At 65.7% G+C, this 14,281-nt stretch carries 19 protein-coding genes; 11 read left to right on the top strand and 8 right to left on the bottom strand.

Annotation, left to right across the window (positions count from 1 at the left end):
- The first annotated feature begins 166 nt into the window (after positions 1-166).
- The 4 genes from CH268_RS00850 to CH268_RS00865 all read left to right on the top strand — a co-directional run bounded on the left by CH268_RS00850 (position 167) and on the right by CH268_RS00865 (position 3,021).
- Positions 167-520, top strand: a complete 354-nt coding sequence (locus CH268_RS00850; protein ID WP_094661953.1) for a hypothetical protein — start codon at positions 167-169, stop codon at positions 518-520.
- Positions 521-1,485: 965 nt separating this feature from the next.
- Positions 1,486-1,776, top strand: coding sequence for a hypothetical protein (locus CH268_RS00860; RefSeq protein ID WP_094661957.1), 291 nt, complete (start codon positions 1,486-1,488; stop codon positions 1,774-1,776).
- 35 nt (positions 1,777-1,811) lie between these two features.
- Positions 1,812-1,952, top strand: coding sequence for a hypothetical protein (locus CH268_RS27665; protein ID WP_155289314.1), 141 nt, complete (start codon positions 1,812-1,814; stop codon positions 1,950-1,952).
- 49 nt (positions 1,953-2,001) lie between these two features.
- Positions 2,002-3,021: a DUF4192 family protein gene (locus CH268_RS00865; protein ID WP_094661959.1), complete on the top strand. Its 1,020-nt coding sequence runs from the start codon at positions 2,002-2,004 to the stop codon at positions 3,019-3,021.
- Between the two features lie 178 nt (positions 3,022-3,199).
- Here the strand turns inward: CH268_RS00865 and CH268_RS27670 are convergent, their stop codons facing one another.
- On the bottom strand, positions 3,200-3,370 hold the full coding sequence (locus CH268_RS27670; RefSeq protein ID WP_176457807.1) for a hypothetical protein: 171 nt from the start codon (positions 3,368-3,370) through the stop codon (positions 3,200-3,202).
- 496 nt (positions 3,371-3,866) lie between these two features.
- Between CH268_RS27670 and CH268_RS00870 the strand changes: the two genes are divergently transcribed.
- The 4 genes from CH268_RS00870 (at position 3,867) to CH268_RS00880 (ending at position 5,895) form a co-directional block, all read left to right on the top strand.
- Complete coding sequence (locus CH268_RS00870) at positions 3,867-4,100, top strand: glutaredoxin family protein (protein ID WP_094661961.1); 234 nt, start codon at positions 3,867-3,869, stop codon at positions 4,098-4,100.
- A 36-nt stretch (positions 4,101-4,136) separates the two neighbouring features.
- Positions 4,137-4,280 carry a hypothetical protein gene (locus tag CH268_RS27675; RefSeq protein ID WP_176457808.1) on the top strand — a complete coding sequence of 48 codons (144 nt, stop codon included), beginning with the start codon at positions 4,137-4,139 and terminating at the stop codon, positions 4,278-4,280.
- Positions 4,281-4,357: 77 nt separating this feature from the next.
- Entirely contained in the window at positions 4,358-4,954 is a 597-nt protein-coding gene (locus CH268_RS00875; protein ID WP_094661963.1) for a DnaB-like helicase N-terminal domain-containing protein, read from the top strand.
- Positions 4,955-5,040: 86 nt separating this feature from the next.
- Complete coding sequence (locus tag CH268_RS00880; protein WP_094661965.1) at positions 5,041-5,895, top strand: hypothetical protein; 855 nt, start codon at positions 5,041-5,043, stop codon at positions 5,893-5,895.
- A gap of 85 nt (positions 5,896-5,980) precedes the next feature.
- Here the strand turns inward: CH268_RS00880 and CH268_RS00885 are convergent, their stop codons facing one another.
- From CH268_RS00885 to CH268_RS00915, 7 genes are all read right to left on the bottom strand, one after another.
- Positions 5,981-6,310, bottom strand: coding sequence for a hypothetical protein (locus CH268_RS00885; RefSeq protein ID WP_094661967.1), 330 nt, complete (start codon positions 6,308-6,310; stop codon positions 5,981-5,983).
- Entirely contained in the window at positions 6,307-6,726 is a 420-nt protein-coding gene (locus tag CH268_RS00890) for a hypothetical protein (RefSeq protein ID WP_094661969.1), read from the bottom strand. Before CH268_RS00890 ends, CH268_RS00885 begins: the two co-directional genes overlap by 4 nt.
- Entirely contained in the window at positions 6,723-7,529 is an 807-nt protein-coding gene (locus CH268_RS00895) for a methyltransferase (RefSeq protein WP_094661971.1), read from the bottom strand. Before CH268_RS00895 ends, CH268_RS00890 begins: the two co-directional genes overlap by 4 nt.
- Before the next feature lie 30 nt (positions 7,530-7,559).
- Positions 7,560-7,781, bottom strand: coding sequence for a hypothetical protein (locus CH268_RS00900; RefSeq protein WP_094661973.1), 222 nt, complete (start codon positions 7,779-7,781; stop codon positions 7,560-7,562).
- Between the two features lie 3 nt (positions 7,782-7,784).
- On the bottom strand, positions 7,785-8,207 hold the full coding sequence (locus tag CH268_RS00905; RefSeq protein WP_094661975.1) for a hypothetical protein: 423 nt from the start codon (positions 8,205-8,207) through the stop codon (positions 7,785-7,787).
- Between the two features lie 190 nt (positions 8,208-8,397).
- The gene (locus CH268_RS00910) at positions 8,398-9,582 is read right to left on the bottom strand and encodes a hypothetical protein (RefSeq protein WP_094661977.1); all 1,185 of its coding nucleotides are present in this window, start codon (positions 9,580-9,582) and stop codon (positions 8,398-8,400) included.
- Between the two features lie 229 nt (positions 9,583-9,811).
- A complete protein-coding gene (locus CH268_RS00915) occupies positions 9,812-11,065 on the bottom strand; it encodes a PIN-like domain-containing protein (protein ID WP_255182266.1) in 1,254 nt (417 codons plus the stop codon).
- Positions 11,066-11,510: 445 nt separating this feature from the next.
- On the opposite strand from CH268_RS00915, the gene CH268_RS00920 reads away from it, so the two are divergent.
- The 3 genes from CH268_RS00920 to CH268_RS00930 are packed head-to-tail and all read left to right on the top strand — an operon-like array spanning position 11,511 to position 14,256.
- Entirely contained in the window at positions 11,511-11,891 is a 381-nt protein-coding gene (locus tag CH268_RS00920; RefSeq protein WP_094661981.1) for a plasmid mobilization protein, read from the top strand.
- A 26-nt stretch (positions 11,892-11,917) separates the two neighbouring features.
- Complete coding sequence (locus CH268_RS00925; protein WP_176457809.1) at positions 11,918-13,645, top strand: relaxase/mobilization nuclease domain-containing protein; 1,728 nt, start codon at positions 11,918-11,920, stop codon at positions 13,643-13,645.
- Positions 13,642-14,256 carry a M48 family metalloprotease gene (locus CH268_RS00930; protein WP_048320444.1) on the top strand — a complete coding sequence of 205 codons (615 nt, stop codon included), beginning with the start codon at positions 13,642-13,644 and terminating at the stop codon, positions 14,254-14,256. Before CH268_RS00925 ends, CH268_RS00930 begins: the two co-directional genes overlap by 4 nt.
- The last annotated feature ends 25 nt before the right edge of the window (positions 14,257-14,281 follow it).

The following is a 14,281-nucleotide window of genomic DNA, read 5'->3' on the forward strand; positions in this document are numbered from 1 at the left end:
TGACCGAGTATGCACAAGCTTGCGAGCGTGTCGTTTTCGATACCCACGGGCAACAAGAAGGGGCGGCTCGACCTCGATCGGCAGTGGGTTCCCGCCGATGCGGTCACGCCGATCGCTTAACCGGTCCGGTATTGCGGTACACACTGTGTACCGGCATACTGGGCGCTTGACATCCACCAATGACGTCAACGCACTCACCGAACAACGGCAACGCTCCCGCTTCTTCGTTCAGCACCTCACATTCCTCGCCGACAACTACGTCGACCAGGCGCTGGTCAAAGCCGCACTCCTGAACGGCCTCAGTCAATCCGAGACCGCGAAAGCGCTCGGCATGAGCAAGAAGACCGTCAACACGCACTCCCGACGCCCCTGGGTGCCGACCGCAGCCGGGAAAGGGATCGACCTGCCCGACGCCAGGCCGTTCTACCGCTACATCTTCGGATCCGACGACGCTGCAGCCGCAGCCTTCGCCGCCTGCAAACGATACGATCGCGAACGTCTCCACATCGAATCATTCTGAGGCGCAGCGCAATCCGTATCGTTCATCGGCAAACCCGACCTCGACACAGCCGCGCAATGCTTCGCCGACGTCCGAGCCCAGCTCTAGCCGCAACTGCTACTCGTCCGCCGAACCGGCTTCACGCTTGGTGATCGAGCATGAACCGCTCAGGACCGACAACGACCACAATCGACTGGTACCAACTGGACTGCCTCATCTGCAGAGACCTCCGCAAACTCCAAGACCACCTCCAACGCGGTCTCGACAGCAGATTCCCCATCTCACCCGATGCACAACACCGCATAGTCGACGGCAAAGTCCAAATCCAGAAATGGCTGACCGCTCTACAACACCTACGCAACGACGCCGCGCAGAACACCACACCCGAACTCATCCAAGAATGGATGCAATTGCGACAGCAGATGGTCATGAGAGGCCCCTTCGGTATCCGCTCCTCCCTGGTCCAACACCGCAGGCGACACTACGAACTCGACCACTGACAACCACGAGCTACCGCGACACCAGCGTCGTCACCCTCCGTCGCTCCCGCACAATCACCTCGCAGCCGTACCCCACTACCGCGCCGCCGTAGAGCACCAGCTCCGGCGGCGCTTCGCGTCCCACCACCCGGGGCCGGCCACGTACACAAGCAGGCCCTAGCGGGCCACACGCACCCCTACGGGCTGCCCCGAACCGAACTCCGCTTCGCTCCGCACTCAAAAGAGCGAAAAGAATCAATTTCTTTGTGACGTAGGTGGCTTCTCCGAGCATTCATCACCCGTGACCTCCGCATCAACCGCCGGCGTCCGCTGCGCTCCCGGCCCAAGGGCTCCGAAAACTTTTCAAAACGCCTCCGGCTGAAAACTTTTCGTCCCGACCCTTGACACTCCGGCCCCGTGCGCTGACTTCTCTCCCCAGCCACCACGGCACAAAGAAATTGGCAGGGCAGCAGGTCCGGCCACCAGTCGAGAGGGAAGAGGCCCGTCATGCACGACGACCACACCACAGCAAGCGACGACAACACCGACACCACCCGGCTCTACGCAGGCGCGCTCTGCGACTGCCGCGACTACAACTGCCCCGCAGGAGCCATTCCCGACCTCCCGTGCATCAACGAAGACACACGCGGCGCTCCCGACAGCTCGCCATGCGAAGACCACGACTGCCCCACCTGCTACGAGCACACCATCGACTGGTTCGACGTAACCGTCCCCGGCCCGCCGTCCATCACCGAACGAATCCGCCGCTTCCTGCGCAACCTCACCCGCACACGCTGAGACCCCGCACCAGCCAGCAACGGGAAAGGACCGTCATGCGAGCACAACACCCCACCACCGCCGACGAAATCGACATCATCGTCCACCGCAACGGCAGCCGGAAAGTTCGCCGCACCGTCAAACGCGCCAGCGCGCGCCGCGACCGCCGCACCGCACGCCGCGAACTGCGCCACTGAAAACCGCTCCACCCCAACTCAACCCGCACACACACTGAAAGGCATCACCATGACTCAACGTCGTATGTCCCTCGCCACCGCCGCCGATACCCTCGCCGCCATCCCCGCCCTGCTCGGCTTCACCCCCGACAACTCCGTCGTCGCCATCACCCTGGCCGACAACGGCAACGGCTCGCACGACGTCGTCACCGCCGCCCGTATCGCCGCCGTCCAGGCCGAGGCCGGAGCCGACAACGTCGCGACCCCCCTGTCCCGGCACACCGTCAACGGACGACCGGTCACCGCCGTGATCCTCGCCGCGATCGCAGACACCGCCCACGCAGGCGCAGCCCTGATCGGGCTCGACGCCATCCGCGACGCGTTCACTGCACGCGGAATCCGCACCATCCGCGCCCTGCACACCTACAGTCTCACCGCAGGAACGACGTTCACCGACCTCGACCGCTTCACCGACGGCGTCATTCCCGACCCCGCCACCACGGCGCTCGCGGCAGCTCTCACCGCACGCGGAGCGGTCATCGCCGCATCACGCGCCGACCTCGAGGCCCGATACGCCCCCACCGCCGAGATTCCCGAATCCCTGGCACTCGCAGCCGCCGCCACGATGGGTGCCGATTTTCTGCCCGTCACGTTCGACGAGCTCGCAGCCGTCATCCATGCCCGCGCAGTCCCCAGCGTCGACCTCACCGCCCGCGTCGGCCTCGCACTGGCCACCGGCCACGCCGAAGTCCGAGACGCCTTCATGGCCCTGCACGTCCACGGTGACCACGACGCAGCCGACGCGTTCACCCGCATCGCGGCCCCGCTACGCGGCACCGCCCGTGCGAACGCCCTCAGCATCGCCGCCTATTTCCTGTACTGCACCGGCGACGGCGCAGCCGCTCACGCAGCCCTCGAGGCCGCCGAGCGCACCGCTCACCGCGCCGACCTCACCCTGCCGAGACTGGCGGTCCTGCTCTCGGCAGCACTCGCTGCCGGAATGGAGCCGACCGAGGTCCGAGGGCTCGGCGAAGTCATCACCCCCGACTACGTCGCGGCCCACATCGGCAGAGTGCAGAGCTACACCTGACGCCGCTGCTGAGCGTGGCCGCCGGTTCGAGGTGGCCACGCTCAGCAATTCAGGTCGCGGACGCGGGGCCGGTGTGTCGGGCATCGAGCCCTCACACCGACAGACGCGCCCAGCAGCGTCCTGGCTGCGCGGAGCGGGCGGCCGTCGGGTAAGGGGGAGGCCGAGAGCGGAACTGCGCTCAGAGGGACGTCGGATCGGCCGGCCACACCATGTCGACGTCGGCGGCGGTGGGTCTGGTGTCCTCGACCCGAACACCGGCCACGATCGCATCGAGCGCCAGATCCGACGGTGGCGGGGACGCGTTCACCACTGCTTTGGACAAGGCATGTTCGATTCGCGAGCGCTCCATACCCCAGCACCCTACCGACCAGCACGAGCACAACTGCGGCCGCGAGTTCGGCGCTGACGACGACAAGGGAGGGTTCTTGTCGGTCCGTCTGGCTGCGCAACGAGAATGCATCACCCGTCGTCTCCCGGATCAACCCCTGACTCCGCTCACGCTCCGGCCCACAGGGCCCAGCACGACTGTTCGCCCGACCCGTAGTCGCTGCGCTCCCCGGCGAACACTCGCACCGGTCAGGCATTGACCGTCGACACCGTGCGCCGCGTCTCTTTTCCGCGCCAGCCGGAAGCGAAAAGAACGCAGTAACAGAAGAGGCAAGGAAGGTGTCCTATAACTGTATTTCAATTCCCCTGACGAATAAGAGGTGCGGCCAGAAGTGCGCATGAAACGGCAAGGGCAACAACATGAATGGACGATATTGAAGCCGTACTAACTCTGGTGAAAATGCCACTATTGACGTAGAATAGAAGTCAACGCCAGCAATTCCGAAAAGGAGAATGCTATGCCGATCACCGTGTACACCAAACCGCAATGCGATCCTTGCAGCGCAACCAAAATCTTCCTGGATAGGAAGAAGGTGAACTACCGAACCGTCGATGTCACCGAGGACCCCGACGCCTACCGCTTCATCACCGACGAACTCGGCTACCGGCAGACCCCCGTCGTCTACGTCGACGACAACCACCACTTCAGCGGGTTTCAGATCGACGCCTTGAACGAACTCGCCGCCGCCTGAAACCCACAAACCCACAAACACAGAAGAGGCCCCGCCATGCGACTCGTACCCGCCTACACCCCCGACCCCGACTACATCGACCGCCAGATCGACGCCGAACTCACCGCAGAACACCCCACAACACGCCCCGCCGACCGGGCCGACAGCGAGCACCACGACATCGACAAAGCCGCATCCTGACCACCGAGGCGATGCACCACAGCCGGTAGCACCTCCCACCGGTACGACGTCCGACACCGACAAACACGAGGCCCACGATGAACGCACTACGCGCAGTCCCCACACCCGGCGACGACCCGGCAGCGCAGGCACGCGCGGACCTCGCACCCGTCCAAGACCTTGATACGTCGGTCGAACCCGGCTACGACCCGGCCACCGACCCCGAAGCAATGCTCCTGTGCGCCCTGATGGACGTCCGCAACCAGAGCGCCGATGGAACCGACATCGAGCGAATCATCAGCACGCTCACCGCCGCGGACTTCGAGGATCCCGCGCACGCACGCATGTACGGCCACATCGTCGACCTCATCACCGCCGGCCAACCCCACGACTTCGCCTCCGTCACCGGTGCACTCATCCGATCCGGAGCCGACGGAGCGAAAGATGCACCGCTACGTAAACGGCTCATGGGTATCGTCACCGCCGGGGCGCACTCCGTCGCGGCCGCGCACTACGCCGACAACGTCCTGTCCCAGTCCTACCGCCGCAGCTTCCACATTGCCGGCCAACGACTGGTCCAGGCCGCCGAAGAAGCACCCGAAGCCGATCTGTTCGACTACATGGTCGAACTCGGCAAAGCGCAACGCTCAGCCTTCAACCGGCTCAACAGCTTTCGGCAACCACCGACCTCCTGAACGAACCCGCACGGATACCGGTCGGAGCGTCGACGACGCCGAGGGCACTACGGTGCTCTGCGGGCCACAACCGAAAGACGAGGACAGTGACAGAGACAGGTGAGCACGCCGAACGGCCGCCGCACGACGCGGCGGACCGCACGAACGCACCGTCAACCGGTGCCGCTGTCGATGCGGGTCTGCCCGTGCACGTCCGCGAGCAGATCGCTGCTGTCGTCGACGCGTCCGGCGACCTCGAGCGCGTCCCGACCGGTAGCGGCGCGATGACTGTGCAGGTGTGCTCGGCATCGGAAACCTCGTACGACGCCGCGACGTGGAGCACCCTGGGCACCTACCGCGCTGCGGACGCCGCAACCTTGGCCGAACGGCTGCTCGACGCTCTCGGGGACAGTGCGAACATCGGCACCGACCTGGGGGTCCTCATCGTCACCCACACCCACACCGACCTACCGGAGGCACTGACCATGACTGCACCCACCGCCGATGGAACCCGCGCGCCGGCCGCGCCGCTGCTCACCCTCGACCTCGCCAAAGCCGACGTGCTCGACGACGACTTCGAGTGGCCCGAACCGGGCAGTGCGCAGGCGTTGTGGACGCCGCATTGGCTGCTGCAGGCTGCGATCAACTCCGGGGCCGTCACCTACGACCGTCGACTGTGGGGCGAGGTCGCACTGTCGGCCGAGTTCACCGCCCCGAACCGGCACGAGCTCCAATTCGTGATCACCTACGAGATCGACGGCGCGCCGAACATCGTCGACGGTGACACCACCGACTACCCCGTCGACTTCAACGAGCTCTCCGACGAGGAACAGGATGCCGTTCCGTCGACGCTGGTCCCGAACCCGGAGACCGCCACGTCGTGGTTGACGTACCTCGTCGACGCCTTCAATGCCGTGCATGCGAGCACTGACAAGCTCGTCCGCGGCTGGCCCCAGCACTAGTTCCCCGGCGGACAGCAGAAAGCCCCGACCATCATGCGTGGTCGGGGCTTTCTGCTGTCTCGCGGACCGATGCAGGTGGCGTAGGTCAGTCCTGGCGGATGGTGCGCAACAGCTGAGCGAGCGCGAGCGCGGCGATCGGATTGTCGACTGTGGGCGCGGCCGCGACGACCAACGCGAGGTCGCCCGAGTCCTGCACCGCATCGAGCAGATCGAGCGATGCGTCGACGGCGAAGTTCGGGCCCGAGATGTCGTTGATGATCGCCAGCAGCTCGACGAACCGCGACCCGGTCTCCACTGGAACGGCGGCGTGCAGCATCTCGAACGCGGCCACCGCTTCCGGGGAGCGCAGTTCGGCGAGGATGTCGAGCTCCACGGCGTCGAGGGCGGACAGGGCGGGGGAGTCGTGTGTGCTCATGGTGTCGGTCCTTCGGTCGGTGCGTCGCCGGTGGCCGGCGACGAGGGAGGGACGAGAAGCAGTCGGGACACCGCGGCTTCGGTGGTCCCGAGATGCCCGGCAACGGTGGCCACGGAGTCGGTGGCCACCAACTCGGTGACCAGATCCAGATGGATCCGGGCGGCGAGGCGGTGCTGATGGGCAAGGTAGGCGAGCAGCTCGGCGGTGAGCAGTGCAGCACCGGTAGGTCCGCCGTAATCGCGCGCCCAGTCCTCGCCGTCGCGTTCGGGTGCGTACAGCAGCGATTCCGGCTCGCGGAGAACCTTGTCGAGGAGCTCGGCAGTGATCCCGCACGCCTGCAGCCGCTCGATCACGCCGGGGATCTCGACGGTGGGTCGGTGCCCGACGAGGCTGAGGTACCACCCGACATCGATCACGCCACTGCGTCCGATTCGTCGTCGAACGAACGGCGGGTATGGCTTTCCAGTACATGCAGCTCGGCAGTGAGGCCGACGGCGCATTCGGCGTCGGCCACGGGATCGAGGGCCGCGAGGTTCGCGCGTAGCTGGGTGATTCTGGTGTAGCGGGCGACCGCCGCGGCGTCGGTGTCGGAGAGCTCCGCCGGGTGTTCGACGACGAGCCGTCGTTGCCCGGGCACTGTCTTCACTCTTGCTTCGCTGTGGCCACCGCTGCGCATCGTGATCTCGCGGGCGAGAGCGCCGGCGAAGATGTGCGCCGAGTGGGCGGGGAAGTCGCCGGCCATCGTGGTCGAGTCCGGTAACGGGTCGGGGCGGGTCGAGCGCACGGTGACGTCGATCAGGTCGGCCGGGTCGACGCCGGGAAGCGGCTCGATCGGTGTGGCGGTCCAGACCTTGATTGCAGTGGTGACGTAGCCCGGTGGCGGCAGTTCCGCCGAGCGGACACCCGGTGCATATGCCGGCATCGACGCCAGAGCACACGCAATCTCGCCGGGAGTGCCGATGAGGCAGAGCGAGTCGTCGACGGTCTGGGTGAAGGTTGCGGCGACGGTATCGACCTGGTGGAGGTCCGCGACGGTTTCTGCTTGGCTCACCGCGAACCGGGCCGCAGTCGAGGGGGAGCGGAAGTGCCCGCGGGTGAGTACGAACCCGGGATCGCCGTGGCGGTCGAGGGTCGAGATCTCGACCTCGATCAGTCGGGAGGGTGCGTCTGTCCGAGGAGCAGTGGTCGGTGAAGACGCGTGTGGATCTGTGGTGTCCATGATGGATGCCTTCGATTAGGGCGAGAAAGGTTAGAGCGGAATAGGGGCGTACGGATAGACCGTGCCGCTGGTGATGATCGCGCCGAAGATGCAACCGGCCACGATCATGGCGAGTCGTCGGTTGGTCGGGTCGGCCCAGGTCTTCCCAGTGACCTCCGCCATGCGCAGCACCACTGCTATGAATGCGATGCATCCGAGGCCGGCCATCACTGCGGACACCCAAGGCATGTAGGCCATGAGTAGATCGATCATCGGTCAGCTCGCGTTCGCGTAGCTCTCACCGGGCGAGTTCTGCCCGGCGTCCGTGCCGGCCGACCCGCCAGTATCGGTGTCGGTCTTCGCCGCCGTCGACGACGGTTGCAGACGCGGGGGTCGGGGCGATGTCTTGGTGGCCGCGGTTGTGGCGGTCTTCTTGCCGGCGACGGCGGACGTGGGGACTTTCAGTCCGGCCTTGCGGAGCTCGGGTGCCGACCATCCGCCGTCGAGTGCGGCTTTGATTGCAGCCAGCTCGGCGGCGGCAGCCGTGCGTTCGGCGGCTTGAGCTTCGGCGACCTTCGCGGCGGCGATGGTTCGCTCGTTCTGCGCGGCGACTATGGCGTCGATGAGACCGAGACGGGTCTCGAGGGCGGCCTGTGCGGCGGCGCGAACGGTGGTGGGATCGAGGGCAGTGCTGGACATGTGCGGACCTTTCGGAGACGGCGTGCAGCGCACACGCAAACCGATGCGTGGCGCTGTTGTTGACGCGGTCTCGGGCGGCCCGCACGGCTGCCCGATATCCAGTGATGACAATAGACGAGGTCGGGCGGCAAGCGCACGTGCTGGCGCGCTCACCGCCCGAACTCGTTGTGCGCCCGGCGGGCGCGTGGTGTCAGGAGATGTGGAGCTCGAAGGACCAGAGGTCGGCCGAGTCCGAGGACGAGGTGCACGACCCGACGAGCCCGGAGCGTTCGTTTTCTCCGGCGGTCGGTGTCGAGCAGTGCCAGATGCCGTTGTCGCGGTGGACGGCGTTGCCGCCGGCGGGAAGATCGCTGGTGTCGTATTCGTTGCGGTATCTCTGTGCGTCGGCGCAGGAGAGTGTGCCCGCGACGATGTCGATGGTGGTCGGTGTCCCATCACGTAGCGGCGGCCCGGGGCACACCGCAGGAGTGGCGGGCGGCGCGGTGCTCCCTCCGACGAACGGATCGTTCTTGTCGCTCGCTGTGCGGTCGATCCGTCGTCCGATGTCGGTGCACTCCCATCCGCTTGTCGGGCTGGTGGCCAGGCCAGGTTGCACGTAGCCGGTGTCGCTGCCCGCGTCGGTCCACTGGCCGGTGTCGGACCAGCGGTAGCTGTTGGTTTGGATGCGCGTGCCGTCGACGTTGGTCACCGATTCCAGTGGTGCGGGTGGTGTGACGCCACGCTGGGTCGGGGCGGGGCAACGGTAGTACCCGGTGTCTCCGCCGTCGCCGGTGTAGGTGGCCCACACGTCGTATCCGGTCCACATGCTGGCGATCGGGGAATCGATGACGTTCAGGTTGGTTCCGTCGAAGCCGAGGACCCGGAACTCGTTGTGACTGGGGAACTGACCGGTCGCGAGGATCAGCTCCGGTCGTCCGTCGCCGGTGACGTCGGCGACGGCGGTCAGATACTTGTCCTGCCTGCCAGCGAAGCTGGTGTCGTCGGGACCGAGTCCGCCCTGTCCGCTGGTCGCCCCGGGGTAGAGGGAGTGGACTGCGACGCCTCCGCCGGCGAGCCCGACCCGAACGTCTATCCGTGGGGAGGTGGTGATCGCGACTGCGATGGGGTTGGCGACTCCGCTGGCGGGATCGAGTGGTGCGGTGGCCACGACTCGGCACAGCTCGTAGCCGTCTCGGACCGGCTGGCACGGGTCGGTGTCGATCACATTCAGTTCCGCTGCCGGCGCGGAGGAGGTGGTCTCAGGTGGACTTGCCAGCGAGGTGGTCGCAGCCGGTTCACCGGCCTCCGGGGTCGGCGCGTCGTTGGTGGACGAGCAGCCCACCAACGTCAGTGCCGCCAGGGCGGTGGCTGCGAGGTATCGGGCGTGTGTGCGCATGTGAGGGCAGACCTTTCAGGGGAATGCACGCCGAGAGGTAGTGCGAAATTTGGGCATGCCGATGGCTGCCCGGCACTGCTCGGCGGCAGGAATGGGTCATCGGATGATGCCCGCACGACGCACCCGATGGCGTCACTGTAGGAGAGCTCGCTAGCGGCTGCAACGGGGTCGTCTCGCTGGATCGTGCAGCCGCATGCCCATAAGCGGATCGGGCCATCGGCCTACGCGCTCAGTCGTTGTTCAACTGGTCGTCGTTGCCGTCGTTTGATTCCGGCTGGTCGTCGAGATCTTCGGCGTCGGTCGGTGATTCCGGCTGGTCGACAGGCTGCTGCGCGCTGCGCGAAGTGTTCGACCATTGGACCGCGTCGAAGACGTTCCCGGACATGAGTGGGTTGTTGCGCCGCAGCTCATCCCACCAGTTTTTTGTATTGACGTTTGCAATGGCGGCAAGTAGATCGGCATTTAGCGGTGGGACACCCAAATTGCCGATGTTCTCGCGCAGGTAAAAATTGTGGGCTATGCCGTTGGTGTCTGCCCACAAACGGGCATTGAGAACGGCGCTCAGAAAATCGGCGTTCTGATCTTTGAAAGCGGCGAGGGCACCCAATCCCTCCGAGGCCGCGATGATGTCTTGAATAGTGGCCTTGGGTTGCTCGCTGACGCTCTCGATTGTTTCGTCGGTGATCTCGGCGGAGAGGTGCTTCTGCGCGAGCCGGAGGAAGGTCTTGAGTGTGATGTGGTGGTACTCGGCGTCGGCCTTCGATCGCATCTCGTGCACCAGCTCGCGGCGCGGGTTCCCTCTCCATGACCAGTCGTCCTTGAGATCCTCTGTCACGAACAGCAGGGGTTGCTGGGACGCGCGGGCCTTGTCGAGTAGTTCGCACCAGATGAAGTAGTCGCCGTACATCTTGGGAGCGCCTTTGACTACATCGCAGTATCCGGGCGGCATCTGCTGCCGCGCACGTTCCTCGAACGCGGCGGCTCGTTTACGGGATTGTCGGGAGGTTGGTTCGGAACCGAGTCGGTCCGGGGTGAGGAGGGCGTCGAGACCGTCGCGAACGTCATCGTCATCGTGGGTCAGGTCGTACTCGTCGATCAATTCCGCTTCGAGTTCGCCGACCGCGTGGCGGGCGGTCTCCCATGTCGTCCGAACACGCGCCTTCACCGCCTTGTCGTTGAATGCGCGTGCAGCGTTGGTCTGCGCTGACTCGAAAGTCGAGACGACGCTCGTGATGAGGTCGCGTTGGTCTTTGATCGCTCCCTCGCGTCGTCGCTGGTATTCCAACGCCGCCTGATATGGGACGAAGAGCCTGTCGCCGAGCAGGGTGAGGGCCCCGAGGATCTGGGCACGCTCCGATGCGTCCGAGCGGTAGAGCTCGAGCAGAGCGCTCGCGTCGAAGGCAACCGTCGCCTCCGTGATGAGCCTGACCAACGCATCGTTCCAGTCGCCGTCATCCGAGGTTCGGTACCACTCGGGAAACATCGACTTCACAGGCCTTGGTCCTCTGCTCGTACCGGACTTTCTGACGTCAACTCAAGCACATCGAGGTTTCACGTCGGAGTCTGCGCGCGGTTGCCCCCAATTGTGGATCGGACTGTGTCCTCATGTGGATGTCCGAGAGTTCCCAGGCCGCTCCGCTCGGTCTCAGGCACCCACAATCGGGTCCGGATCCACAACCGGGGACAACCGCCGTCCGCGCACCTGGGGTGCGCGGAATCGGAACTCGCGGCGCTCGTCCTGAGCCTCTTTTCTGGTGGGCCACTCCGCAGGCTCCGCGAGCCACCAGCGTGCCCCAGGCGGAGCAAGCTATAACTTAGGTGCCCTAAGTGTGGATTTCCTGACGGAAATCTGACACGCTGATTGCGTGGTCCCCAGGTCTGGGGTCGCTGCGCTGGGCCGATGTGAGGGTGAACGGGAGGAGCGGGTGATGGCAGAACGCAAAGCTGGGTGGCTGCGCACCCGTCAGTCGAACGTCGTCGGCGGCCGGGAGTACCGGCACGTGGTGAAGCTGACCGCCGAGCAGGAAGCGGCGGTTCAGGCGGCTGCCCGCGTGCAGGGTGTGACGGTGGCCCGCCTGTTGATCGACTCCGCTCTCAAGGCCCCGCGTTCGACGGTCTCGCGTGAGGATCTGACGGAGTTGTTCGCCGCGACCAAGCTCATCGCGGCACTCGGGCGGAACCTGAACCAGCTCGCGAAAGTGGCGAACGCGACGGGTGAGGTGCCACCGGAAACGACGGCTGCGATTGCGGCGGTTCGGCAGGTCTTCGATCGGGTGAACCGGTTGCCGCGCGATCTGGTGGGACGTTGATACCGAACATCACTCGGGGCGCGAAAATGACCGGGCTGGTGGTGTATCTCGCCGGTCCAGGCAGGTCGAACGAGCACGAGAACCCGCACGTCGTCGCCGGGCACGAGAGCATCGTGTTCGCCGCGCCGGCGGGCGAGCTGTCGCACGAGGACGCCATCGCGTTGGCGGGTGAACTGGACACTGCGCGTGTGGTGTTCGGTACCGAGGTGTCGGTGACGAGTCGACGCAAGATGAACGCTGCCATCGACGACGGAGTGGCGCGATCGGTGGCGTTGGCGGACGCGACATCGGATCAGAACGTGTGGCACTGCTCGCTCTCGCTCAACCCCGAGGAGGGTGAGCTGTCGGACGAGAAGTGGGCGACGATCGCGGCCGACTTCATGAAGGAAATGGACTTCGACGACGCGGACTCACCGCGCGCACCGGCTCGCTGGGTGGCGATCCGCCACGGCAAGACCAAGGCCGGCGGCGACCACATCCACATCGCGGCATCGGCGGTCCGCGAGGACGGAACGAAGGTCAACACCTTCAACGACTTCAAGCGTGCCCAGGCGGCGTGCAACGTCCTCGAACGACGACACGATCTGGTGGTGCTGGCCTCACGGGAAGCCGAGCGCGGCACGCGAGGAATCAAGCCTGCCGAAGCGGCGCGCGCTCGGCGGGCCGGTGCACCGGAAACTGCGCGCGAGTCGATGGAGCGGACGGTGCGGGCCTGCGCGACAGCGTCGAAGACCGAAGCCGAGTTCGTGCGCCGACTACGCGCACGCAAGCTTCTGGTGCGCCCCCGCTACGACAAGGGTTCGGCAGGTGAGGTGGTCGGCTACTCCGTGGCCACGACACCGACACCCGCCGATCGAGCGAACGGCATCAAACCGGTTTGGTACGGCGGCGGACGCCTGTCGAAAGACCTCACCCTGCCGCGGTTGCGGGACGAATGGGACCAGAGCGAGGACGCCCGTACAGCGGCCGCAGCGGAGTGGAAGGCAACGCGTCGCGGGACAGCGGTCACCGTCACCGACGGGCGCGAACGCGCGTCGATCGACCCGAAGCTGGTCGCCCGTGCCGCCGACGACATCGGCAAATGGAACACCTACCTCGCGTCGATCCCGGCGACCGACACCGCGCAATGGGCCCGCGCCGCCGGCCGCACCTCCGGTGTGTTCGCGGCATGGTCGGCGCGGGTCGAGACCACGCCCGGCCCCTTGGCGGCGGCGGCACGGACACTGGCCGACTCGGCGCAGATCGCGGCCCACCAACGCGCATCCGTACCGAAGAAGACGATCTCCGCGGGCGGGGCCGCGCTGATCATGTTGCAGCTAGCTACCGACGATCCGACAGCGGCGTACATGTTGCTGTTGCAACAGCTGTCCAAAACCATCGAGGCGATCGCAGGTGCACACCGAGCGGCGGGTGATCTGACCCGTGCACGCGCCCTCGAAACGATGTCGGCGGTGCAACTGCACTCGGTAGACGCGCGGCTGCACCAGACACAACCAACAGCCCCGCAAGCGCGACCGACGGTGGCAACGATCGAGCGCCCCCGGGCGCTTTCCGCGCGGGAACAGCGCGTGGCCTACGCCGCGGAGATCGACGCTCGCACGGACATCTCGGACGAGATCAAGCAGGTGCTCAAGGCCCGGCACGCCGACACAATCGGACAGAACGGTGCCGGGCGCGACAAGCCGGGGGAGGCCCCGCAGGCGACACCGAATAGACCGAGTCGTGTGGATCGAGACAAGGACCTCGAACGATGACTACGTCACTGTCGGACGATGAGATTCGACGACGTGTCGACCTGTGCGCCAGCACGATCCGAAAGATATCGGAACGACACCGCGACCGGTATCCGGCACCGCAACTGGTGGTGAGCGAGGCGTCCCTGTCTCAACGTGCGCGGTACGACCGCCGGGCCAACACTGTCCGAGTGGGCGGACCCAACGTCATCGCCTCTCCAAACTATTCCGATGACGCATTGGTCGGACTCACAGCTCACGAGATGGGCCACTGGTTCCACGTCCACACGTTTCGGTTTCGGCGGCTCGACTGGATCGCGGCCGCATGCGCGATGGCAGCCGTACTGGCAGTCCCCGCTGCGGCGGTGTTTCTGTACTGGGCCGCGACGCCCTTGTCGGTCCTCGCTGTCGCTGTGTTCACTGTCTGTCTGGCCGCCATCGGGCCCTTGTCGTGGCCGGAAGAATTTGCCGCCGATGCATTTGCTCTGGTTGAAACCGGAGCACCGTGTGGCCGCGCGCATCTCGAGGCTCTCAACGGCCCACTGACATGGATATCTACAACGCATCCCAGCAAGAGACGACGCGTCGCTGCGATCAATTCCACTCCGGGCGTGCGTAATGGAACCAGCTAAACGTTCAGGACAGCAAGGCACCTGT

Origin of the sequence: Rhodococcus sp. 06-1460-1B, from assembly GCF_002258475.1 — a bacterium.
GTDB lineage: Bacteria > Actinomycetota > Actinomycetes > Mycobacteriales > Mycobacteriaceae > Rhodococcoides > Rhodococcoides fascians.

Excerpts from the sequence above, each read along its gene's own strand:
- CH268_RS00920 (WP_094661981.1), top strand. The coding sequence starts at position 11,511 with ATGGCAGAACGCAAAGCTGGGTGGCTGCGCACCCGTCAGTCGAACGTC.
- CH268_RS00895 (WP_094661971.1), bottom strand. The coding sequence starts at position 7,529 with ATGGACACCACAGATCCACACGCGTCTTCACCGACCACTGCTCCTCGG.
- CH268_RS00885 (WP_094661967.1), bottom strand. The coding sequence starts at position 6,310 with ATGAGCACACACGACTCCCCCGCCCTGTCCGCCCTCGACGCCGTGGAG.
- CH268_RS00905 (WP_094661975.1), bottom strand. The coding sequence starts at position 8,207 with ATGTCCAGCACTGCCCTCGATCCCACCACCGTTCGCGCCGCCGCACAG.
- CH268_RS00930 (WP_048320444.1), top strand. The coding sequence starts at position 13,642 with ATGACTACGTCACTGTCGGACGATGAGATTCGACGACGTGTCGACCTG.
- CH268_RS00870 (WP_094661961.1), top strand. The coding sequence starts at position 3,867 with ATGCCGATCACCGTGTACACCAAACCGCAATGCGATCCTTGCAGCGCA.
- CH268_RS00900 (WP_094661973.1), bottom strand. The coding sequence starts at position 7,781 with ATGATCGATCTACTCATGGCCTACATGCCTTGGGTGTCCGCAGTGATG.
- CH268_RS00925 (WP_176457809.1), top strand. The coding sequence starts at position 11,918 with ATGACCGGGCTGGTGGTGTATCTCGCCGGTCCAGGCAGGTCGAACGAG.
- CH268_RS00860 (WP_094661957.1), top strand. The coding sequence starts at position 1,486 with ATGCACGACGACCACACCACAGCAAGCGACGACAACACCGACACCACC.
- CH268_RS27665 (WP_155289314.1), top strand. The coding sequence starts at position 1,812 with ATGCGAGCACAACACCCCACCACCGCCGACGAAATCGACATCATCGTC.
- CH268_RS00915 (WP_255182266.1), bottom strand. The coding sequence starts at position 11,065 with ATGTTTCCCGAGTGGTACCGAACCTCGGATGACGGCGACTGGAACGAT.
- CH268_RS27670 (WP_176457807.1), bottom strand. The coding sequence starts at position 3,370 with ATGGAGCGCTCGCGAATCGAACATGCCTTGTCCAAAGCAGTGGTGAAC.
- CH268_RS00910 (WP_094661977.1), bottom strand. The coding sequence starts at position 9,582 with ATGCGCACACACGCCCGATACCTCGCAGCCACCGCCCTGGCGGCACTG.
- CH268_RS00875 (WP_094661963.1), top strand. The coding sequence starts at position 4,358 with ATGAACGCACTACGCGCAGTCCCCACACCCGGCGACGACCCGGCAGCG.
- CH268_RS00865 (WP_094661959.1), top strand. The coding sequence starts at position 2,002 with ATGACTCAACGTCGTATGTCCCTCGCCACCGCCGCCGATACCCTCGCC.
- CH268_RS27675 (WP_176457808.1), top strand. The coding sequence starts at position 4,137 with ATGCGACTCGTACCCGCCTACACCCCCGACCCCGACTACATCGACCGC.